Raw genomic sequence first — 20,427 nt, 5'->3', positions numbered from 1 at the left:
CGATGGACGAGCAGGCCGCACCCGCCGACCCCCGCCCCTGCGCCCACTGCGGACGCCCGGTGCCGCAGCGGGCCGGAGCGGGTCGCCCCTTCCGCTACTGCCGGGACAACGACGGCGCCTGCCAACAGGCCGCCCGGACCAGCCGGATGCGACATCGCAACGCCCCCGGGCTACCCGGACAGGTCGCCCGCACGTGGGAGATGGTGGACCGGCTCGACCAGATCGTGGCGTCGCTCACCGAGACGCTGCACGCGCAGCTGTCCCCGGTCGGGGTGGAACAGCAACTGGCCCAGGCGCGCGCCGACGCGGCCCACCAGGTGGCGGCGGCGCAGACCGATCGGGACGAGGCACGCCGCGCCGCCGAGGATGCCACCGCCGCCGCTGTCCAGGCCCGGGAGCAGGCCCGCAGCGCCACTGCCGGCCAGGAGCAGGCCCGCGCCGAAGCGGTGGTCGCCGCCGCGGCGGCGACCGCTGCCGCGGAGGACGCCGACCAGGCCCGTAAGGCTCGGGACCAGGCCCGCCAGGAGGCGAGCGCGGCACAGGCGCTACTGGGACAGGCCCAACAGGACCGGGACGCCGCACGGGCCAAGGAACTTGATGCCCGTACGCAGCTACGCAGCACCGACGCCGCACTCACCGCTCAGCGGCAGCACGCCGCGGACCTGGTCGCGGAACGCGACGCCGCCCGCGCGGCCGCCCAACAGGCCACGCAGGCGCAGGCCACGGCGACCGAACAGGCCCGCGGGCACCGCGCCGACGCGCAACAGGCCCGCCAGGACACCCAACGGGCGCAGGCGCAGGCCGCGGCGGCGACGCAGGAGCGGGACCGGGCGGTGGCCGAGCGGGACCGGGTCGAAGCGCACCGTCAGCAGGCGGTGGGGGACGCGGAACGGGCGCACGCGGAGGCGACGACCCTCGCCGAGCAGCACGAAGCACTACGCGGGCAGCTGACCGTCGCCCAGCAGGACGTGACGACCGTGCAGGGCCAGCTGGCGGAGCTGACGGCGCGGCTGCGGGCCGCCGAGAACGACCGGGACGAGGCGCATCGGCGAGTCGCCCAGCTCGCCGACCAGGTCGCCCAGCTGGCGGCTGCCCTGGCTCACCGGGAGGCGTCCACGCCCGTACGCTGACACGCGGGCGACATCACCTCGGTGCGGCCACCCGGCGAACTTTCGGCCAGGTCCGGGCGACCCCCGCCGGGCCGAGCTGCCCTCCGGCTACCCTGGTTGCCGGCCCGTCACGTGCCACCGGGCGGGAATGGCCCGACGGACACCGACTGTTACACCGAAACAGACCAGCACCACAAACGAGGGGAAGACGATCATGGGCGAGCGCATGCTGCGCGGAAGCCGTCTGGGCGCGGTCAGCTACGAATCTGACCGTAACACCGAGCTCGCGCCGCGTCAGACCCGCGAATACCTGTGCGCCAAGGGTCACCAGTTCGAGGTGCCGTTCGCCGTTGACGCCGAGGTCCCGATGACCTGGGAATGCAAATTCGACGGCAGCGTCGCCCGGCTGGTGGACGGCAACGAGCCAGAGCAGAAGAAGGCGAAGCCGCCGCGCACCCACTGGGACATGCTGTTGGAGCGGCGATCAATCGCCGAGCTTGAGGACATTCTTGCCGAACGACTCAAGGAGGTCCGCACCCGCCGCGGGCGCGCCTGAACACCGGGCGCGACTGAATCACCCATTCCGGCACCCGCCCTGGGCGATCCCGCCCGGGGCGGGTGCCGTGGCTCGCGGGTCCGTCAGCCCCCGGCACCGGAGGCGGCCCAGCCCGGGCACCGGGTCGAGATCAGCGGGCGCGGGCGAAATGTTCGCACCTCAGCCCTGCCGGGGCTCGACGATCTCGCCCTCGATGGGCTGGCCGCCGTCAACGACGGTCGGCTCCGCCGACGACGACGGCGGCTGCTGCGGGGCGCCCCGGTGCACCCGCACCCGGCGCGGCCCAAACAGGTCACCGGCGACCATCGACGACACCCGCCGCTCAGTCGTGTGTCGTACCCCCGCGCGGGCCAGCCGGCGCACCGGCGGCACCAGCAGCACCAACCCCAGCGCCCCACTGAGCAGACCCGGGGTGGCCAACAACAGCGCGCCGAGCAACCCCACCAGACCATCGGTGACCTGCGTGCCCGGCGGTTGACCAGCCCGCGCGGCGGTCTGGAAGCCCCGCCAGGCGCGCATCCCCTCCCGGCGCAGCAGCGCCATGCCCAGCAGCGATGCCGCGAACACGGCCAGCACCGCAATCCCGAACCCGGCAGCGCGGCCAACGGCCACAAACACCGCCAGCTCCACCAACGCCGCCAGCAACAACGCCAACGGTACGAACCTCAGTCCCCGGCGCATCCTCACCTCACCACCCGACCGCCATGCCCCCACCACCGCCTGGTTCCCCGGTGGTGGAGTACGTCGTCCCGCCCGTCCAGCATGACACGGCCGCGCCCCCGCCAGCCCGCACCACCAGCAGCCAGGGCGCGGGGCACCACCGGGCACCGGAGGGGAACCGGGGCAGTGGCACTACGGCCACCGCACCTGCCCCGTGGGTGTGCCGTGTAACCCGCGGCGCAAGGCCAGCCGCCGGTCCGCCACCGCCCACCCGGTAATCCGCCACAACGCCTCGGCGACGATGTACGGACTCATCTTGCTGCTACCGCGTTCGCGCTCGGCGAACGTGATCGGCACCTCCACGATCCGCGCACCGGCCCGGTGCGCCAGCCGGGACAACTCCACCTGGAACGAATACCCCTGCGAGCACACCGACGCCAGGTCCAACGCGTCCAAGGCACTGAGCCGATACACCCGGTAGCCGCCGGTGGCGTCGGAGACCGGCATCCCCAGGGCCAGCCGCGCGTACAGGTTGCCGCAGCGCGACAACAGCAGCCGCCGCAGCGGCCAGTTGACCACCTGCGCGCCCCGGGTCCACCGCGACCCGATCACCACGTCCGCGTCGCGGGCCGCGGCCAGCATCGCCGGCAGGTCCTCCGGGGCATGCGAGCCGTCGGCGTCCATCTCCACCACCGCGTCGTAGCCGCGCTGGCGCGCCCACCCAAAACCGGCCAGATAGGCGGCGCCGAGCCCCTGCTTACCCTCCCGGTGCAGCACATGCACCCGCCGATCCCGCCCGGCGAGGGCCTCAGCGACGGCACCGGTGCCATCCGGGCTGTTGTCGTCGGCAACCAGAATGTCCACCGACGGCACCGCCCGCCGCACCCGTTCCACAATCCAGGTCAGGTTGTCGGCCTCGTTGTAGGTCGGGATGACCACGAGCACCCGCCCCACCCCGGGATGACCGGTCTCGTCACGCACCGTCCTACCTCCCTCGCGCCGGCGTACCGGCCGTCGCCGCACCGCGGGCACGTCGCCGCACCCCGGCTGCGGCCAAGGCCGCCACGGCCAGGACCGTCAGCGCCACCTCCGGCCACAACCCGACCCGGGTCGCGAAGGTGCCTCCGTCGGCCAGGTACAGCTGCCGCACCACGATCGCGCGGGTATTGAACTCGGTGGCATCGCTTACCCGCCCATCCGGGGAAACGAACCCGGAAACACCCACCGTCGAGGCCATCAGTGCCGGACGACCATGCTCGACCGCCCGCAGCCGCACCATGGCCAACTGCTGCCGGGCCTCAGCCACATCGAAAGTCGCGTTGTTGGTCTGCACCACCAGCAGCTGCGCCCCACCGGTAACAGTGTCCCGGACCACCTCGTCGTAGGCGACCTCGAAGCAGATCACATCACCGAGCACCACCGGACCGGCGGTCAGCACACCAGGGGTGCTACCCGGCACGAAATCAGACCGCACCCGGTCAACCTGTTTGCTGACCAGTCGGGCCACGTCACGAAACGGCACATACTCGGCGAACGGCACCGGATGCCGCTTCGTGTACAACTGGTCGAGATCCGGGCCGCTCCCCGGCCGCCACAGCAGCCCCGCGTTGCGTACCTGCCCCTCCCCCGGGCCCCGCAGCACCGCCCCCACCAGGATCGGCACGCCCACCGCGTCGGCAGCAGACTGGATCCGTTCCCCGGCGGAAACGTCCTGCAGCGGGTCGATATCGCTGGAATTTTCCGGCCACACCACCAAGTCAGGGCGGGGTCGGGCGCCAGCGGCCACCTGGTCGGCCAACTCGACGGTGGCCTGCACGTGGTTGTTCAGCACCGCCTGCCGTTGGGCGTTGAAGTCCAGTCCCAGCCGCGGCACATTGCCCTGCACGATCGCCACCGTCACCGCCTCCCCACCGCCGTCGGCGCGGATCGGCACGAGCAGCCCGACAGCCGGCACCGCCAGCGCCGCCACCATCGCCCCCGCCGCCGGCATCCACCGCCGGCTCGGGTGGCGATACGCCGCCCAGCCCGCCCAGGCGGCGGCCACCAGGAGCCCACCGATCACCGCGACCACGAAGGTCACCAGCGGCGCCCCGCCCAGCGCCGCAAACCGCAGCAGCGGCGACCCGTCCTGGCTGAACGCCAGCCGACCCCACGGGAAACCACCGAACGGAGTGCGATCACGCAGCGCCTCCTGCGCCACCCACAGCACCCCGGTCACCACCGGCCACCCCCACCGGAACCGGTCAACCAGCGGAGAAACCCACGCGGTGGCCGCGCCGAGCAGCGCCAGATAGCCGGCCTGCAACAGCGACAGCAGCACCCACGGCAAGGAGCCGGTGTGCAGGTTGGTCCAGCCCAGCAGCGGGGCGAAGAACGCCACCCCGGTCAGGAACCCGAGGCCAGCGCCGGCGCGCGGACGCCGACGGTGGGTAGCACCGGCCAGCAGGGCCACCCCGACCGCCGCCAGCGGCCACACCCCGTACGGCGGAAACGCCAGCAACAACGCCACGCCCCCACCGACCGCCGCCACAATCGCAACCGGCAGCGGCAGCCGACGTTCCCGCATCATTCCCACAGCCCTCGCCGGCGATTCCACGATCACCTGCCGAAGGGTACCCGGCCTGGTCCGCGCCGCTCCGCCAGTACGGACCACGGCGGCCGCACTGCGACCGGCACCTCCAGAGAAAACGGAAATCGGGGCGCGGCAACCGCCGCGCCCCGATGCTCCCAGGCCCTTCCCGGCCGGTGGGGCGAGAATGGGACGCGCCGACCTTCGGACCGACCGGACGGCAGACTGGCTGCCCCCGCCTGGCCGTTGTCTACTGGCCGTGCCTCTCACCCTGCCCGTACACCGGTAACCGCGGCCGGTCCGCGCCGCCCCGCCGACCCCCGCCCGCTGGACCTGGCCGCCGCGACCACACACTCGGTGTCGCTCGGCCAGCGGACGAAGGGACGAAGCGAACAACAGCCGCTTCCCGTAGTAGGACTCAAAGACGGTACGTGCTCCCCCCGGGGCGCTGTCAACCCGGCCCCGACGAGTCGTCGCCACCACCCGGCGTGTCGCGCCATCCACGCCGGCCCAGCCCGCACCGAGCCACCCGAAGATCGGGCAGCCAGGGCAGTCCTAGCCCCCCGCGCGCAGCCGGTCACAAAGAGCCCGCGCCGCGACCGGATGCCCGGCGGCGAGTAACCCGGCGGCGGCCAGCACATAATCCACGTCAACCACCGGCCGGGCGGCACGCGGCAACGGCCACCCACCGGCGTGGTCGGTGAGCACCCCCGTGAGCACCCCCACGGCATCCGCGGACCCGGCATGCCGGAGCACCCCACCCGAACCGACCAGCAGCCGGACATCCCGCAGATCCCGTCCCGCGCGTTCACCGGTGGCCGCCCCGCGGGCGTGCCGCCGCAACGCCACCGTGGCCGCCAGGGCAGCCAACCGCGTGTCTGCCGCCCGCTGCGCCCCACCCGCCGGAAGATACGCCGGGTCGTCGGCCCGCCGCTGCGCCGCCACCGCCAACACCTCGGCGTCGGCCGCGTCGAGCAGCCGCTCCTCCACCGCCGCCCGCACCACACCCGGAGCGCTCCACCGCACCCCCAGGTCCCCCTCGACGGTACGGGCCCGCCACAGGCTGCCCGCCACCTCCCGGCCCGGCCCGCTCTCCCGCTCATCCGGCGTCAGCACCGAGTACACGTCGGTGGTCGCCCCACCGACATCCACCACCGCCAGGTCACCGCCGAGCGTGTCCGCGAGCAACTCCACACCGGTCAGCACCGCATCCGGGGTGGCCGCGCGCACCAGCCGCGGAAACCGCGGACCCCGCGACAGCCGCTTGCCGCCGATCACATGCCGCAGGAACACCTCGCGGATGGCCGCCCGCGCCCCAGCCGGCGCCAACGCCCCGATCCGGGGCAGCACATTCTCCGCCACGGTCACCGGCACCCGCGCAGACACCAGCATCGACACCAGCTCGTCGCGGACCTCGGCGTTACCGGCGAGGACCACCGGAACCCGCCAGCGGGCCCGCGCCAGCCGGGCCGCGTTGTGCGTCAACGTCTCCGCGTCGCCGCCGTCGGTGCCGCCGACCAGCAGCAGCACATCCGGGCGGGCCGCCCGCACCGCCGTGAGACCCGCCGCGTCAAGCCGACCCGCGGCCACATGCACCACGTTCGCTCCCGCCGACAGCCCCACCCGACGGCCCGCCTGCGCGGTCACCAGCTGTTCGTAGCCGACCACCGCCAACCGCAGCCCGCCCCCAGCAGACGAACACACGTACCACGGCGCGTCCCCCACCGGCAGGCCGTCGGTCGCCGCCGCGACCGCCGCGTCCAACCCCCGCAACACGTCACTGCCCACCGTGGTGGGCACCGCCGCCGTCGCAACCAAACCCGCGCCGCCGAGATCGACCACCGCCACCTTCGTGTACGTGGAGCCGACATCCGCGCAGATCGCGACGTTCACGTCACCGGCGGCACGACCACCGTGCCCGTCGCAGCGACCGCCACGATCGGCGGATCACACACCTGGGCCGCGGACTCCCCCCGATCCGGGCAGGCCCGACACACCACCACACAGCTCAACTCCAGCGTGCGGCTGCGCGTACCCACCCGGGTAACCCGACCGGTCACCTCCACCACGTCACCGGCGCGCACCGGCGCCAGGAACCGCACCTCCGAATAGCCGGCGAACAGCCCCTCATCCCCGTCGGTCCGGATGCAGACCTCCGTGGCGACGTCCCCGAACAGACCCAACGCGTACGCCCCGTCGACCAGACTGCCCGCGTAGTGCGCATGCGAGTAGGGCACATACCGCCGGTGCGCCACCGTCACCCCGACCCTCGGGTCACTCATACCGTCGCCGCCCTCCGGCTCGTGATCAACGCATGAACCAGGTAAGAGGCCACCTCACCCGGAGTGGTGCCGCGGCCGAAGATCCGGTCCACCCCCAACTCGGCAGTCATCGCCTCGTCGAAACGCGGCCCACCGACGATCAACAACGGCCGCTTCCCCGCCGGCCACGCCTCCCGAATCGCCGCCGACATCTCCCGGGTGTTGTGCAGATGCGCATCCCGCTGCGTCACCACCTGCGACACCAACACCGCATCCGCCCGCTCGGCCCGAGCCGCCGCCACCAGATCCGGCACCCCCACCTGCGCGCCCAGATTGCTGACCCGCAACTCCCGGTAGTACTCCAGCCCCTTCTCCCCGGCGACGCCCTTGACGTTGAGAATCGCGTCGATCCCCACGGTGTGGGCATCGGTGCCGATACACGCCCCCACCACCGACAGCTTCCGCCGAAGCTGCCGCTTGACCACCGCGTTGACCTCCTTCGCCGACAGCAACGGAAAGTCCCGCTCCACCACCCGCACCGCCGAGGTGTCCACCAGATGGTTCACCCGCCCATACACCACGAAGAAGGTGAACCCGTCCCCCATCGGCCGGGCATGCACCAGCATCGCCGGGTCGATGCCCATCTTCCCGGCCAGCTGGATCGCCGCACCCTCGGCTCGCTTGTCATGCGGCAGCGGCAACGTGAACGACACCTGCACCATGCCGTCACCGGTGGTGTCCCCGTACGGCCGCACGACCTGCTTCTCCGGCACCACCGCCTGCTCCGGCACCACCGTCACGACCCCGCCCCTTCCAGGATCTCCACCGCCGGGTTGTAGTAGTCGCCCTCGTGCCGCGCCACCCCGTCCAACCCCCTACCCCGGTCCGCCGGCCGCTTCATGATCCCGAACGTGCCCGCACCGATCGCCGTCAACAACGACTGCTCCCCGATCCGCTCCAACAACTCCACCGCCGAACCCAGCACCTGGTGCGCCCGCTGCTGAATGAACCCGCCCGACGCCGGCACGAAATCCTCGTACAGCCCACCCGCGGCACCCAGCACATACCGGACGTTCTGCAGGGCGATATCCCGATCCGACAGCCACGGCGTCACCACCGCCTCCGTCATCATCCCCACCAGCAGAATCCCCTGCCCGGTCAGCGCCCCCACCAGGTTGAAGAAGCCGTCGAGCAGGTTGCCCCGAAACACATCCCCGGTCATGTGCTTCGTCGGGGGCATCCACTTCAACGGCGCGTCCGGGAACAACTCCCGCGCCAAGAGCGCGTGCGCCAACTCCAACCGCAACGAATCCGGCACATCCGGGTTGATCTCAAACGCGTGCCCCAACCCCAACTGCCAGTCCGCCAACCCCGCCTCATGCGCGAAGTACTCATTGAGCAGCTGCGACACCGTCACCGTGTGCGCCTCATCCACCGCATCGGCAGTCGTCAGGTAGTTATCCTCACCGGTATTGATGATGATCCCCGCCCGGGCGTGCACCTGCCGGGAGAAACGCTGATCGACGAAGGTACGAATCGGATTGATATCTCGGAACAAGATGCCGTACATCGAATCGTTCAACATCATGTCCAGCCGCTCAAGGCCCGCCAACGCCGCCATCTCCGGCATACACAGCCCCGACGCGTAATTCGTCAACCGCACATACCGGCCCAACTCCCGCGACGACTCGTCCAACGCCGCACGCATCAGCCGGAAATTCTCCTGCGTCGCATACGTACCGGCAAAACCCTCCCGAGTCGCCCCCTCCGGCACATAGTCCAACAACGACTGCCCCGTAGACCGGATCACCGCGATCGCATCCGCCCCCGCCCGAGCCGCCGCCTGCGCCTGCGGAATGTCCTCGTAAATATCCCCTGTCGCCACGATCAGATAGATCCACGGCCGCCGCGGCGGATCCCCGAACCGTCGCACCAACCGCTCCCGCTCGGCCCGCCGCCGATCAATCCGCCGCACCCCCGCCGCGACCGCCCGCCGCGACGCCCGCCGCGACGCCGTCGCCGCCCGCCCCACCGGAACCTCGAACCGCACCGACCCGGCCGCCGCCTTCTGCGCCAACAGCGTCACATCCGCCAACTGCTCCCGCGCCAAGGCATCGAAGACCGGAGCAGCCACCCCATGCCCCAAGCCCACATCCGCGACCACCGCATCCACCAACCGGTTCACCCACGGAATCCCATCCGGATCCGCACCCTGCACCCCGGCCAGCCGCAGCACCGCCCGCTCCAGCGACACCGTCGTGTGGCTACGCGCCAACTCCACCACCGGCGCCCCAGCCCGAGCAGCCAACTCCCGCGCCCGCGCCACCAACACCGGATCCAGATCGAGCTTCCCGGTCACAATCCGCCCTCCCCATAGATCACCGCACCACGCAGCACCGTACGTCGACACACCGGCAACGGCGTCGGATCCGAAGCACCCCGCGCCTCCGGATCCTCCGCCTGCAACACCGGCAACCCCCGCTCCACCCCAGCCGGGGTATCCCACACCGCGAACGTCGCCGGCGCCCCCAACGCCAACACCCCGTCACCATCCCGCCGCACCGCACGCCAGCCACCCCGCGAATGCGCCGCGAAAGCCGCCCGCACACTCATCCGCTGCGCCGGATTGTGATGCGCCACCGCCGCCCGCACCGACCCCCACGGATCCACCGGAGTCACCGGCGAATCCGACCCGAACGCCAACGACACTCCCACCGAATGCATCGCCCCCAAGGGATTGGCGGCGAACGCCCGATCCGGCCCCAACCGCGACTCATACATCTGACCCGCGCCACCCCACAACCGGTCAAACGCCGGCTGCACCGACGCCACCACGCCATACTCCACAAACCCGGCGATCATCTGCTTGTTCACGAGCTCCGCGTGCTCCACCCGGTGCCGAGCCGCCCGCACCCGATCCGTGCCCAGCCGCTCCGCCACCGCCGCGAACCCCGCCAACACCGTCGCGATCGCCGCATCCCCAATCGCGTGAAAGCCGCCCTGCACCCCGTACGTCGCGCACCCCAACAAGTGATCCCGCACCTGCTCCGTCGACAGATACCCATGCCCGCACCCACCCGCATCCGCATACGGCACCGTCAACTGGGCCGTCTGCGCCCCCAACGCCCCATCAGCGAAGACATCCCCACCGGCACCCACCGCACCCAACTCCCGAGCCCGCTGCGCACCACCCAACTCACCCCAGTACCCGTACACCTCCGGCACCCCCACCCCGGAGATCCCCAACAACCCCGTGAAGTCCTCCTCGCCGGAAATCTCCGGCCCACCACACTCATGCACCGCCGCGATCCCCAACGACGCCGCATGCGCCAACGCCGCCCGCTGCGCCGCCGCCCGCTGCACCCGACCAACCGTGCCAAACGCCGCCGCCCGCACCACATGATGCGCATCCCGCCGCAACCACCCCGACTCGTCGAAGCCAACCGCGGCAACCACCCCCGGGCACGCGGCCAGCAACGCCGTCGACACCAACGCCGAATGCATCGACGCCTGCGACAGATACACCCGCCGCCCGGCCGCCGCCCGGCCCAACTCCTCCGCCTCCGGAGGCACCGGCACCGGCCAGATCGACTCGTCCCAGCCATGCCCCAGCACCACACCATCAGGGGGCAACCCCTCGGCGAACGCCGCCACCGCCGCCAACAACTCTCGCCCCGACCGCACACCCGACACATCCAGCCCCGACAGCCCCAACCCGGTGTCGGTCGTGTGCACATGCGCGTCGACGAACGCCGGCGTCACCAACGCCCCATCCAGCTCCACCACCTGATCAGCAACCGGCGCATCAGCGTCCGCCCCCAACCAGGCAATCCGGCCATCGGAGACCAACAAGGCAGTCGCACCCGGGTCAGCAGGACAATGCAGCACACCGCCGCGGTACAGCGTCGAGGGGTTCTTCATGGCAATCAGTCTGCCGCCAGCCGCGCCTCGAAGAGACGACGCACCCCCGGTTCGCCCCGCACCAGATCCAACGCGAGCTCCGCGTGCCCCGGCGCATACCCGTTACCCACCAGCATCGTCACATCCGCTGCCAGGCCTTCCGCACCCAACGCCGCCGCCGCGAAACTCGTCGCCATCGAGAAGAACACCACCGTGCCACCGTCAGCCGTGGCCAACACCGCCCCATGCTCACAACCTGGCGCATCCACACACACCACCGTCACATCCGCCGGCACCCCCAGCGCCGACGTCACCGCCGCCGACAGCGCCACCGGATCCCGCGCATCAGCCAACACCACCGCATCCGCCAACCCGGCCGCCGCCAACGCGTCCCGCTCCCCCGCCACCGGCACCACCCCGACAGTCCGCGCCGCGCCCGCCCGCCGCGCCGCGGCCAGCGACAGCGACCCACTCTTGCCCGCACCGCCAATCACCGCGACGCTGACCGGCCCGGCCGCTGCCTCCCGCGCCCGCTCGGCCACATACCGCTCCACCACCCGCGCGGTCAACGCCGGGGCCCCGCACACATCCAGCGCGGCGAGCGACAACTCCGGATGCAGATCCGCCGGCAACACCGCCGCAATGGAGCGGGCAAACAGGATCGCGTGACCGTCACACGGAACCTGCTCACTGCGCCCATCCCACCGGGCCAGCCCATCGGCGACGGCCAACGGCGTCAGCGTCAGCGACACCAGAGTCGCCACCCGGTCGCCCACCCGCAGCCCCAACGGCGACCGCCGACCAGTCTCCTCAACCGTGCCGATCAACATGCCACCCGAGCCGGTCACCGGGTTCTGCATCTTGCCCCGCGCAGCGATGATCTCCAGAACCTCGGCGCGGATCCGCGCGCCGTCCCCGCCGTGCTTCTCCCGCAACTGCCGGAAGCTCGCCGCGTCCAGGTTCAATCGCTCCACCCGGATCCGCACCTCGTTCGGGGCGATCGCCGGGCTCGCGTCCAGTCGCCAAGCCCCCTGCGGCAGCACCCCCGCGGGCTCCAGAACGCGGTGCAAACCCACCGGTGAAATCACCACGACCTCCCTGTCCAGCCGCCTGAAGCCCGGACTGCAACTCGCGAAGCGGGAAAACTTACGGCAGAATAATTACTTCACCGGATAATTTCCAGTACCTACGGAGCCACTGATCATCCACACCACCAGCCACAAGGAGGGGGCCGTGACCCAGACCCACCCCGCGGAAACCATCTCCGCAGCCCAGCCCGCACCCGCCGCCCCCACCACGGGCCAACCCTACGAATACCGACGAGCCCCCCTCGTCGAACCCGACTGGACCCGGTTCCCCGGCTGGCGCCACATCAGCCGCGACCAGTGGGAATCCGCCCAATGGCAACGCACCAACTGCATCAAGAACATCAAGCAACTCCGCGCCGTCCTCGGCGACCTCGTAGGCGAGACCTTCTACGCCGACCTGGAAGCCGACCAGAAGGCCCTGGCCACCATGTCCATGCTGGTGCCACCCCAGATGCTCAACACCATGGTGCCCTTCGAGGCGATGACCACCGACGCCCTCTACGCCGACCCGATCCGGCGCTACATGATCCCCGTCGCCTCTGACCGACGCACCGACTGGCCCTCACACCCGTACGCCAGCCGCGACTCCCTGCACGAACACGACATGTGGGTCGCCGAGGGCCTCACCCACCGCTACCCCACCAAGGTCCTCGCCGAACTACTCTCCACCTGCCCGCAGTACTGCGGGCACTGCACCCGGATGGATCTGGTCGGCAACTCCACCCCCGCCATCGACAAACTCAAGCTCACCCTCAAACCCGTCGACCGCTACGACGCCCACATCACCTACCTCCGGGCCCACCATGGCGTCCGCGACGTCGTCGTCTCCGGCGGTGACGTGGCCAACGTGCCGTGGAAGAACCTCGAGTCGTACCTGATGCGCCTGCTCGACATCGAGACCGTGCGCGACATCCGGCTCGCCACCAAGGCCCTGATGGGCCTGCCCCAGCACTGGCTCCGGGCTGATGTCGTCGAAGGCCTCGAGCGGGTCGCCCGCACCGCCGCCCGCCGGGGCGTCAACCTCGCGATCCACACCCACGTCAACCACGCCCAGTCCCTCACCCCGCTGGTCGCCAAAGCCGCCCAGACCGCCCTGAACGTCGGAGTTCGCGACGTCCGCAACCAGGGCGTGCTCATGCGCGGCGTCAACGCCACCACGCCCGACCTACTTGATCTCTGCTTCGCGCTACAGGGCGAAGCCGGCATCCTGCCGTACTACTTCTATATGTGCGACATGATCCCCAACGCCGAGCACTGGCGGGTCCCGGTCGGGCACGCCCAACAGCTCCAACACGACATCATGGGCTACCTGCCCGGCTACGCCACCCCGCGAATCGTCTGCGATGTTCCCTTCGTCGGCAAGCGCTGGGTGCACATGCTCACCGAATACGACCGAGAGCGGGGCATCTCGTACTGGACCAAGAACTACCGCACCTCCATCGAGTCCGCTGACCTGGAGGCGCTCAACAAGCGGTACGCGTACTACGACCCGATCGACACCCTGCCGGAGACCGGTCAGGCCTGGTGGGCAACGCACCGCGACGACTGACCCACCACGATCCGCCGCCCGTGACCACACCCCATCGGCGGCACGGGGCATCGGCGACCCGGCCGTAAGCCAGTACCAGTCGGAACAATGACGGGCCCGGCAGCATCTTGCTGCCGGGCCCGCCGGGTCAAGCGGTCACGTCACTGCGCCCCAGTCCGATCCCACTCGTGATCCGACTGCTCAGCGCGTTCCTCCCTGGCCTGGCGAGCACGGGCGTCGTCCCGCTGCCGGACCCCTTCGACCCGCAGCCGCTCGTCGCCGCAGACATCGCCCACCCGTTCCTTGGTGGCGCCGGTCAGCTCGTCCACCAGGTTCTTCGTCTTGGTGGCGAAGCCCATCTCCGCTCTCCCCTCGTGGCGTTTCGGCCATCGACATCGGGTTTCCCGTGTTGCTGGTAATTATTCGTTTGGGTTGGTGTGCGGGGGCGCATCGCGTAATGCATCCTAGGATACTAGCCAGGAAGAAACGACACCCCAGTGGTTGACTGAAGACATGGGTGAGCTCCTCCTGATCAGACACGGTGAGACCACGTGGAGCGCCCGTCGGCGGCACACCTCTTACACCGACCTCGCGCTGACCCCCGACGGCGAACGGCAAGCCCGCGCACTCGGCCCGATGCTCACCGGCCGGCACTTCGCCACCGTCCTGACCAGCCCCTGCGCCCGTGCGGTACGCACCGCACGGCTCGCCGGCCTCACCCCGACCGGGACGGACAACGACCTTGCCGAGTGGAACTACGGGGAGATCGAGGGCCGCACCACCGCCGAGGTCCACGAAGAAGACCCCGACTGGAACCTCTGGACCGACGGCTGCCCCGGTGGCGAGTCCCCCCGCCAGGTCGGGGCGCGGCTCGACCGACTTCTCACCCGACTGGGCCCCGTCCTCGACCACGGAACCGTCGCCGTGGTCGGACACGCGCACAGCCTCCGGGTGCTCACCGCCCGGTGGCTCGGCCTAGCGCCCTCCGCCGGGGCGCTGTTCCGGCTCGAAACCGCGACCGTCAGCGTGCTCGGCCACGAACACGGCCGACCGGTCATCCTTCGGTGGAACCAGCCGGCTCCCCCGGCCCCCGCGACCGCGACCGCCCAGACCCCTCGGCACTGAACTTCGGCGGCCGGCCCTCGTACGGCGTGGACAACACCACCGTGGTCCGCGTGGTCACACTCGCCGCCATCCGGATCTCCTGCAGCACCCGCTCCAGATCGGTCGGCCCGGCCACCCGCAGCAACAGCAGGTAGAAGTCCTCCCCCGCGACCGAGTAGCACGAATCGATCTCCGGTAGGTGGGCCAGCCGCTCCGGCGCGTCATCCGGCTGCGAGGGATCAAACGGCCGAATCGCCACGAATGCTGTCAGCGGTAAGTCGAGTGCCTCGAAGGACACCCGGGCCGTGTACCCGCCGATGACCCCACGCTGCTCCAGCCGGCGGACCCGCTGGTGCACCGCGGAGACCGACAACCCCACCCGCTCCGCGAGATCGGTGTATGACAGCCGGCCGTCCACGGCCAGCTCCGCGACGATGGCCCGGTCGATCTCCTCCACGGCGAGCAACCTACCGGGAAAAAGCCCACCACGCGACGCTGGGTCACCAGAACAGCGGCGCGGCCGCGGGCCCGCCCCTCCGTCAGCCCTTCGCCAACGCTCGGGAGATCACCAGACGCTGGATCTGGTTGGTCCCCTCAACAATCTGGAGCACCTTCGCCTCGCGCATGTACCGCTCCACCGGATGATCAGCGACGTAGCCCGCGCCGCCCAGCACCTGCACCGCGTCGGTGGTCACCCGCATCGCCACATCGGTGGCGAACAGCTTCGCCTTCGCCGCCTCGATCGAGTACGGCCGGCCCGCATCGCGCAGCCGGGCCGCCGCCAGCATCAGCGCCCGGGCCGCCGAGATCTGGGTGGCGGCATCGGCGAGCAGGAACCCCAGCCCCTGGAAGTCGACGATCGCCCGGCCGAACTGCTGCCGCTCCCGGGCATAACCGACCGCGTAGTCCAGCGCCGCCTGGGCCAGGCCAACCGCGCAGGCCGCGATCCCCAGCCGGCCCGAGTCCAGCGCGGACATCGCGATGCCGAAACCCTTGCCCTCCCCGCCGATCAGCCGCTCCGCCGGCACCCGCGTCCCCTCGAAGACGACCTGCGCCACCGGGGAGGCGTGCAGCCCCATCGTGCGCTCCGGCAGCTGCGGCTCAATCCCGGGCAGGTTCCGGTCCGCGAGCAGGCAGGAGATGCCGGACGCCCCAGCGCCGCCGGTACGGCAGAAGATGTTGTAAAAGTCCGCCACGTGGGCGTGCGTGATCCACGCCTTCGTGCCGGAGACGACGTACTCCTCGCCGTCGAGCACGGCCCGGGTGGTCAGACTGGCGGCATCCGAACCGCCCTGCGGCTCGGAGAGACAGTACGCGCCCAGCAACTCCCCACCGATCAGCTCGGGCAGCAGCTTCCGCTGCTGCGCCGTGCCGTACTCGGCGAGTGGGAAGCAGGACAGGGTGTGGACGCTGATCGCCTCGGCGGCCGCGAGCCAGCGGCTGGCCAGAATCTCCAACACCTGCAGGTACACCTCGTACGGCTGGGCGGCACCGCCGTACTCCTCCGCGTACGGCAGGCCGAGCAGGCCCGAACGGCCCAGAGTGCGCAGCACCTCCCGGGGGAACTCGGCGCGCTCCTCGTGGTCGGCGGCCTTTGGCGCGAGCTCCCGGTCGGCGAGTTCGGTGGCCAGGTCCAGCAGGTCGTGGGCCTCGTCGGTGGGGAGGATCCGGTCGACAGTCATGGGTTGATGAGCTCCGTGGGGGTGGGGTTGAGCCGTCGCGCCCCCAGCTTAACGGTCGTTCGGCTCCCCGCACCCCCGCGGCACCGGAACGCGCAGCGGACGTCCTCGGCCGGGTCCGCCGCGGCCAGCATCCACGCCGATGTCGGTGCGGTGTGCCAGGCTGTCGCGCATGCCAGCCCCGCTCATGCTCGTGGACGCGCCCAGCCTCTACTTTCGGGCATACTTCGGCATTCCGGAGTCCGCCGCCGTCGGGCCCGAAGGCCAACCGGTCAACGCTGTCCGCGGCTTCCTCGACATGTTGGCGAGCCTGATCCGCACCCGCCGGCCGGGCCGGATGGTGTGCGCGATGGACCACGACTGGCGACCCCAGTGGCGGGTGGCCCTCCTGCCGTCATACAAGGCGCACCGGGTGGCGCCGGAGGGGGGTGAGGTGGTTCCCGACACGCTGGGTCCGCAGGTCCCGGTGATCCTCGACGTGCTCGACGCGCTCGGCATCACCAGCGTCGGCGCCACCGGCTACGAGGCCGACGACGTGCTCGGCACCCTCTCGGTCACCCAGCCGGGCCCCGTCGAGGTGGTCTCCGGTGACCGTGACCTGTTCCAGCTGGTCGATGACGCCCGCCGGGTGCGGCTGCTCTATGTCGGGCGGGGGGTGGCGAAGCTGGCAGACTGCGACGACGCCGCGGTCCAGGCCCGATACGGGGTGCCCGCCGCCCGCTACGCCGACTTCGCCGCGCTGCGCGGCGACCCCAGCGACGGACTGCCGGGGGTTCCCGGCGTCGGCGAGAAGACCGCGGCCCGGCTCGTTGACCGGTATGGCGACATCGCCGGTGTGCTGGCCGCCCTGGACGAGCCAGCTGCCGGTTTCGCCCCGGGGCTACGGACGAAACTCAGCGCCGCGCGGGACTACCTGGCCGTCGCCCCGACGGTGGTCCGGGTCGCCCTCGATGTGCCGCTGCCCGCCCTGGCCACCGACCTGCCGGCCGCACCGGCCGATCCCGCTCGGCTGCTCGACCTCGCCGAGCGGTGGAACCTCGCCGGCGCCGTCCGACGCCTGGTTGACGCCCTGGCCCACCGCGCCGACTGACCGCCGCCGCCAGCCGCACCACGCTCGCCGGTGCTGGGGACGGCCCGGTGCCGGATGAGACATGACTCGTCAGGCGGTGGCCTGGTAGGAGAGCACCCCGCGGTTCACCGCAATGATGGCCTGCCGCGCGGTGCTGCGCAGCTCGGCCGAGGCGCCGCGGGATTCGGCCAACTGGCCGAGTAGGTCCACCACCTGCCGGGCCCAGCGGACGAAGTCGCCGGCCGGCATCTCGCCGTCGATGTGGCCGCTGACGAGGACCTTCGCGAGTGGCTCCCCACGGGCCCAGCGGTAGACCGGCCAGGCGAAGCCGAGATCCGGCTCCCGGGTCACGGTCAGCCCCTGTGCCGCCTCGTCGGCCTCGATCTCCCCCCACAGCTTCAACGTCTCGTCAACCGCCGTCGCCACCGCGCCCCGCGGCAGCGACGCACGCTCGTCAACGTCCCGGCGGGCCTCGAAGACCACCACCGACACCGCCGCCGCCAACTCGGCCGGGCTGAGCCCATTCCACACGCCACGACGAAGGCACTCGGCGACCAGCAGGTCCGCCTCCGTCCAGATCCGGCTCAACATCCGACCGGCGTCGGTGACGCCCCCGTCGGCGGCCAGGTAGCCGCGGGCCGTCAACAGCGCCACGATCCGGTCGAAGGTGCGGGCCAGGGAACCGGTCCGGCCGGTCACCCGCTGCCGCAGCTCCTCGGTGTCCTTCTCCAGCCGGCGGCGACGCTCCGCCCAACGGGCATGCTCCTCCCGTTCCGGGCAGGCGTGGCACGGGTGGCGGCGCAGCTCGGCGCGCAACTGCACCAGCCGGTCGTCCTCCCCACCACCGCGCCGCGACCGGCCACCCCGCCGGCTGTCGTGCCGATTCAACCCGGTACCGCTGACCGCGGCGGCGAGGTCCCGGCGGGCGGCCGGGGAGCGGTGGTTGAAATGTTTGGGCACCCGAATCCGGGTGAGCACCTCCGCCGGGGTGGTGAAGTCACCCGGGCCCACCCGGCCCGCCCAGCGGTCCTGGGTCAGCACCAACGGACGGGGCTCCCCGAAGCCGGCGGCCGCCGGGTCCAGCACCACCGCAAGGCCAGCTCGCCGGCCGGACGGCACCCGGATCACGTCGCCGACCCGCAGCCGCTCCAGCGAGACGATCGCCGCCGCCTTCCGCTGGCTCTGCCCCTGCCGGGCCAACTCCCGCTCTCGGTCGGCGATCGCCACCCGGATCGCGAAGTAGGCGTCGAAGTCCCCGTGCTGGCAGGCCGCCTCCACGCCGTACGCCTGGACCGTCTCGGTGTTGCGCTGGACCTGCCGCGCCAGCCCGACCACCGACCGGTCCGCCTGGAACTGCGCGAACGAGGATTCCAGCAACGCCCGGGCCGGCTCCGTGCCCACACTGCCGACCAGGTTGACGGCCGTGTTGTACGACGGCCGGAAACTCGACCGCAGCGGGTACGTACGGGTGGATGCCAGGCCGGCCACGTGCCGCGGGTCGGTCTCCGGGGACCAGACCACCACGGCGTGCCCCTCCACGTCGATGCCGCGTCGGCCGGCGCGGCCGGTGAGCTGCGTGTACTCGCCGGGTGTCAGGTCCACGTGCGCCTCGCCGTTGTACTTGACCAGGCGTTCCAACACCACGCAGCGGGCCGGCATGTTGATGCCGAGCGCGAGGGTCTCGGTGGCGAACACCGCCTTCACCAGCCCGCGGACGAACAGCTCCTCGACGACCTCCTTGAACGCCGGCAACATGCCGGCGTGGTGTGCGGCGAGGCCCCGCTCCAACCCGTCCAGCCAGTCCCAGTAGCCGAGCACCGACAGGTCCTCGCCGGGGATGGTGGTGATCCGGCTCTCCACCACCCGGCGGATCTCGGCCCGCTCCTCCGGGCCGGTGAGCCGCAGCCCGGCGGCGAGACACTGCTGCACCGCCGCGTCGCAGCCAGCACGGCTGAAGATGAACAGAATCGCCGGCAGCAACCCCTCGCGGTCCAGCCGGTCAACGATGTCCGGGCGCATCGGCCCGCGCCAGCGCGGCCCACGGCGGCCCCCCGGGCCGGCACCGCGCCCCTCCCCCAGCTCGAGGCGGCGCAGCGTGTCCCGGCTGTAGCGCAGCAACTCCGGATGCACATCGTGCTTGCGCGCGGCGTCGGCGTCATGGAACAGGTCGAACATCCGCCGGCCAACCAGCATGTGTTGCCACAACGGCACCGGCCGGTGCTCACTGACCACGACCTCGGTCTCGCCGCGCACGGTGACCAGCCAGTCGGCGAACTCCTCCGCGTTGGACACCGTGGCCGACAGCGACACCAGCGTGACCGAGGCGGGCAGGTGGATGATCACCTCCTCCCACACGCCGCCACGGAACCGGTCGGCGAGGTAGTGCACCTCATCCATCACCACGTACGCCAGCCCCTGCAGCGTCGCCGAGCCGGCGTAGAGCATGTTGCGCAGTACCTCGGTGGTCATCACCACCACCGGCGCATCGCCGTTGATCGCGTTGTCACCGGTGAGCAACCCGACCTGGTCGGCGCCGTGCCGGTCGACGAGATCGTGGTACTTCTGATTTGACAACGCCTTGATCGGGGTGGTGTAGAAGCACTTGCGGCGCCCCGCGTCGGCCGAGCTCCCGCCCCGCAGCGCCAGGTGGACGGCGAACTCGCCGACGACCGTCTTGCCGGCGCCGGTGGGGGCGCAGACCAGGACACCGCTGCCGCGCTCCAACGCCTGGCACGCCTCCCGCTGAAAGTCGTCCAGGTCGACGCCGAGGTCGAGGGCGAACTCGTCCAACGCCGGGGACAGGGGGGCCTGTGCGGCCCGGCGGCGTGCCGCGGCGTACCGCTCGGCGGGGCTCGACATGGGACCAAGATTAGTGCGTGCCACGCCGGTACGCCCCACGAGGCC

The 20,427-nt window shown here is 71.3% G+C and carries 18 protein-coding genes; 5 read left to right on the top strand and 13 right to left on the bottom strand.

Features of this window, described 5'->3' with window-relative positions; genetic code table 11:
- Positions 1–2 precede the first annotated feature (2 nt).
- Both B118_RS0126040 and B118_RS0126035 read left to right on the top strand, forming a co-directional pair.
- The gene (locus tag B118_RS0126040; RefSeq protein WP_028193712.1) at positions 3–1,130 is read left to right on the top strand and encodes a coiled-coil domain-containing protein; all 1,128 of its coding nucleotides are present in this window, start codon (positions 3–5) and stop codon (positions 1,128–1,130) included.
- Positions 1,131–1,323: 193 nt separating this feature from the next.
- A complete protein-coding gene (locus B118_RS0126035) occupies positions 1,324–1,665 on the top strand; it encodes an RNA polymerase-binding protein RbpA (RefSeq protein WP_012013503.1) in 342 nt (113 codons plus the stop codon).
- 159 nt (positions 1,666–1,824) lie between these two features.
- Here the strand turns inward: B118_RS0126035 and B118_RS0126030 are convergent, their stop codons facing one another.
- The 9 genes from B118_RS0126030 to kdd all read right to left on the bottom strand — a co-directional run bounded on the left by B118_RS0126030 (position 1,825) and on the right by kdd (position 12,140).
- Entirely contained in the window at positions 1,825–2,346 is a 522-nt protein-coding gene (locus B118_RS0126030) for an FxsA family protein (RefSeq protein ID WP_018219773.1), read from the bottom strand.
- A 171-nt stretch (positions 2,347–2,517) separates the two neighbouring features.
- Positions 2,518–3,306: a polyprenol monophosphomannose synthase gene (locus B118_RS0126025; RefSeq protein ID WP_018821114.1), complete on the bottom strand. Its 789-nt coding sequence runs from the start codon at positions 3,304–3,306 to the stop codon at positions 2,518–2,520.
- A gap of 4 nt (positions 3,307–3,310) precedes the next feature.
- Positions 3,311–4,978, bottom strand: a complete 1,668-nt coding sequence (lnt, locus tag B118_RS0126020; RefSeq protein WP_028193711.1) for an apolipoprotein N-acyltransferase — start codon at positions 4,976–4,978, stop codon at positions 3,311–3,313.
- Between the two features lie 471 nt (positions 4,979–5,449).
- The gene (locus B118_RS0126015) at positions 5,450–6,787 is read right to left on the bottom strand and encodes a glutamate mutase L (RefSeq protein ID WP_028193710.1); all 1,338 of its coding nucleotides are present in this window, start codon (positions 6,785–6,787) and stop codon (positions 5,450–5,452) included.
- A complete protein-coding gene (gene kal, locus B118_RS0126010; RefSeq protein ID WP_018219777.1) occupies positions 6,784–7,176 on the bottom strand; it encodes a 3-aminobutyryl-CoA ammonia lyase in 393 nt (130 codons plus the stop codon). The genes B118_RS0126015 and kal overlap by 4 nt, the downstream gene beginning before the upstream one ends.
- Positions 7,173–7,955 carry a lysine 5,6-aminomutase subunit beta gene (gene kamE, locus B118_RS0126005; protein WP_018827331.1) on the bottom strand — a complete coding sequence of 261 codons (783 nt, stop codon included), beginning with the start codon at positions 7,953–7,955 and terminating at the stop codon, positions 7,173–7,175. Before kamE ends, kal begins: the two co-directional genes overlap by 4 nt.
- Entirely contained in the window at positions 7,952–9,514 is a 1,563-nt protein-coding gene (gene kamD / locus B118_RS0126000) for a lysine 5,6-aminomutase subunit alpha (protein ID WP_018219779.1), read from the bottom strand. The genes kamE and kamD overlap by 4 nt, the downstream gene beginning before the upstream one ends.
- Positions 9,511–11,076 (bottom strand): amidohydrolase, encoded by a 1,566-nt coding sequence (locus B118_RS0125995; protein ID WP_028193709.1) that lies wholly within the window; start codon positions 11,074–11,076, stop codon positions 9,511–9,513. The genes kamD and B118_RS0125995 overlap by 4 nt, the downstream gene beginning before the upstream one ends.
- Positions 11,077–11,081: 5 nt before the next feature.
- Positions 11,082–12,140 (bottom strand): L-erythro-3,5-diaminohexanoate dehydrogenase, encoded by a 1,059-nt coding sequence (gene kdd / locus B118_RS0125990; RefSeq protein WP_026270754.1) that lies wholly within the window; start codon positions 12,138–12,140, stop codon positions 11,082–11,084.
- A gap of 148 nt (positions 12,141–12,288) precedes the next feature.
- Here kdd and B118_RS0125985 point away from each other — a divergent pair, with 148 nt between their 5' ends.
- Positions 12,289–13,692 carry a KamA family radical SAM protein gene (locus B118_RS0125985; RefSeq protein ID WP_028193708.1) on the top strand — a complete coding sequence of 468 codons (1,404 nt, stop codon included), beginning with the start codon at positions 12,289–12,291 and terminating at the stop codon, positions 13,690–13,692.
- A 140-nt stretch (positions 13,693–13,832) separates the two neighbouring features.
- Here B118_RS0125985 and B118_RS0125980 read toward each other — a convergent pair whose 3' ends face one another.
- Complete coding sequence (locus B118_RS0125980; protein WP_018219783.1) at positions 13,833–14,030, bottom strand: CsbD family protein; 198 nt, start codon at positions 14,028–14,030, stop codon at positions 13,833–13,835.
- 154 nt (positions 14,031–14,184) lie between these two features.
- Between B118_RS0125980 and B118_RS0125975 the strand changes: the two genes are divergently transcribed.
- The gene (locus tag B118_RS0125975) at positions 14,185–14,796 is read left to right on the top strand and encodes a histidine phosphatase family protein (protein WP_018811737.1); all 612 of its coding nucleotides are present in this window, start codon (positions 14,185–14,187) and stop codon (positions 14,794–14,796) included.
- Here the strand turns inward: B118_RS0125975 and B118_RS0125970 are convergent.
- Both B118_RS0125970 and B118_RS0125965 read right to left on the bottom strand, forming a co-directional pair.
- Entirely contained in the window at positions 14,726–15,232 is a 507-nt protein-coding gene (locus tag B118_RS0125970; RefSeq protein WP_018219785.1) for an Lrp/AsnC family transcriptional regulator, read from the bottom strand. The two genes, B118_RS0125975 and B118_RS0125970, sit on opposite strands and share 71 nt — an antisense overlap.
- A gap of 82 nt (positions 15,233–15,314) precedes the next feature.
- The gene (locus B118_RS0125965) at positions 15,315–16,457 is read right to left on the bottom strand and encodes an acyl-CoA dehydrogenase family protein (protein ID WP_018219786.1); all 1,143 of its coding nucleotides are present in this window, start codon (positions 16,455–16,457) and stop codon (positions 15,315–15,317) included.
- 169 nt (positions 16,458–16,626) lie between these two features.
- On the opposite strand from B118_RS0125965, the gene B118_RS0125960 reads away from it, so the two are divergent.
- Positions 16,627–17,544 carry a 5'-3' exonuclease gene (locus B118_RS0125960; protein WP_018811736.1) on the top strand — a complete coding sequence of 306 codons (918 nt, stop codon included), beginning with the start codon at positions 16,627–16,629 and terminating at the stop codon, positions 17,542–17,544.
- 69 nt (positions 17,545–17,613) lie between these two features.
- Here B118_RS0125960 and B118_RS0125955 read toward each other — a convergent pair whose 3' ends face one another.
- Positions 17,614–20,382, bottom strand: a complete 2,769-nt coding sequence (locus B118_RS0125955) for a DEAD/DEAH box helicase (RefSeq protein ID WP_018811735.1) — start codon at positions 20,380–20,382, stop codon at positions 17,614–17,616.
- Positions 20,383–20,427: the final 45 nt, after the last annotated feature.

This window comes from Salinispora pacifica CNR114 (assembly GCF_000514775.1).
GTDB lineage: Bacteria > Actinomycetota > Actinomycetes > Mycobacteriales > Micromonosporaceae > Micromonospora > Micromonospora pacifica.
The sequence above is the reverse complement of the archived record's forward strand: the minus strand, read 5'-3'. Positions and strand labels throughout refer to the sequence as shown.

Bases quoted from the DNA above. Each gene is read 5' to 3' on its own strand.
- B118_RS0126040 (WP_028193712.1), top strand. From the start codon at position 3: ATGGACGAGCAGGCCGCACCCGCCGACCCCCGCCCCTGCGCCCACTGC.
- B118_RS0126035 (WP_012013503.1), top strand. From the start codon at position 1,324: ATGGGCGAGCGCATGCTGCGCGGAAGCCGTCTGGGCGCGGTCAGCTAC.
- B118_RS0126030 (WP_018219773.1), bottom strand. From the start codon at position 2,346: ATGCGCCGGGGACTGAGGTTCGTACCGTTGGCGTTGTTGCTGGCGGCG.
- kal (WP_018219777.1), bottom strand. From the start codon at position 7,176: ATGAGTGACCCGAGGGTCGGGGTGACGGTGGCGCACCGGCGGTATGTG.
- B118_RS0125995 (WP_028193709.1), bottom strand. From the start codon at position 11,076: ATGAAGAACCCCTCGACGCTGTACCGCGGCGGTGTGCTGCATTGTCCT.
- B118_RS0125980 (WP_018219783.1), bottom strand. From the start codon at position 14,030: ATGGGCTTCGCCACCAAGACGAAGAACCTGGTGGACGAGCTGACCGGC.
- B118_RS0125975 (WP_018811737.1), top strand. From the start codon at position 14,185: ATGGGTGAGCTCCTCCTGATCAGACACGGTGAGACCACGTGGAGCGCC.
- B118_RS0125965 (WP_018219786.1), bottom strand. From the start codon at position 16,457: ATGACTGTCGACCGGATCCTCCCCACCGACGAGGCCCACGACCTGCTG.
- B118_RS0125960 (WP_018811736.1), top strand. From the start codon at position 16,627: ATGCCAGCCCCGCTCATGCTCGTGGACGCGCCCAGCCTCTACTTTCGG.
- B118_RS0125955 (WP_018811735.1), bottom strand. From the start codon at position 20,382: ATGTCGAGCCCCGCCGAGCGGTACGCCGCGGCACGCCGCCGGGCCGCA.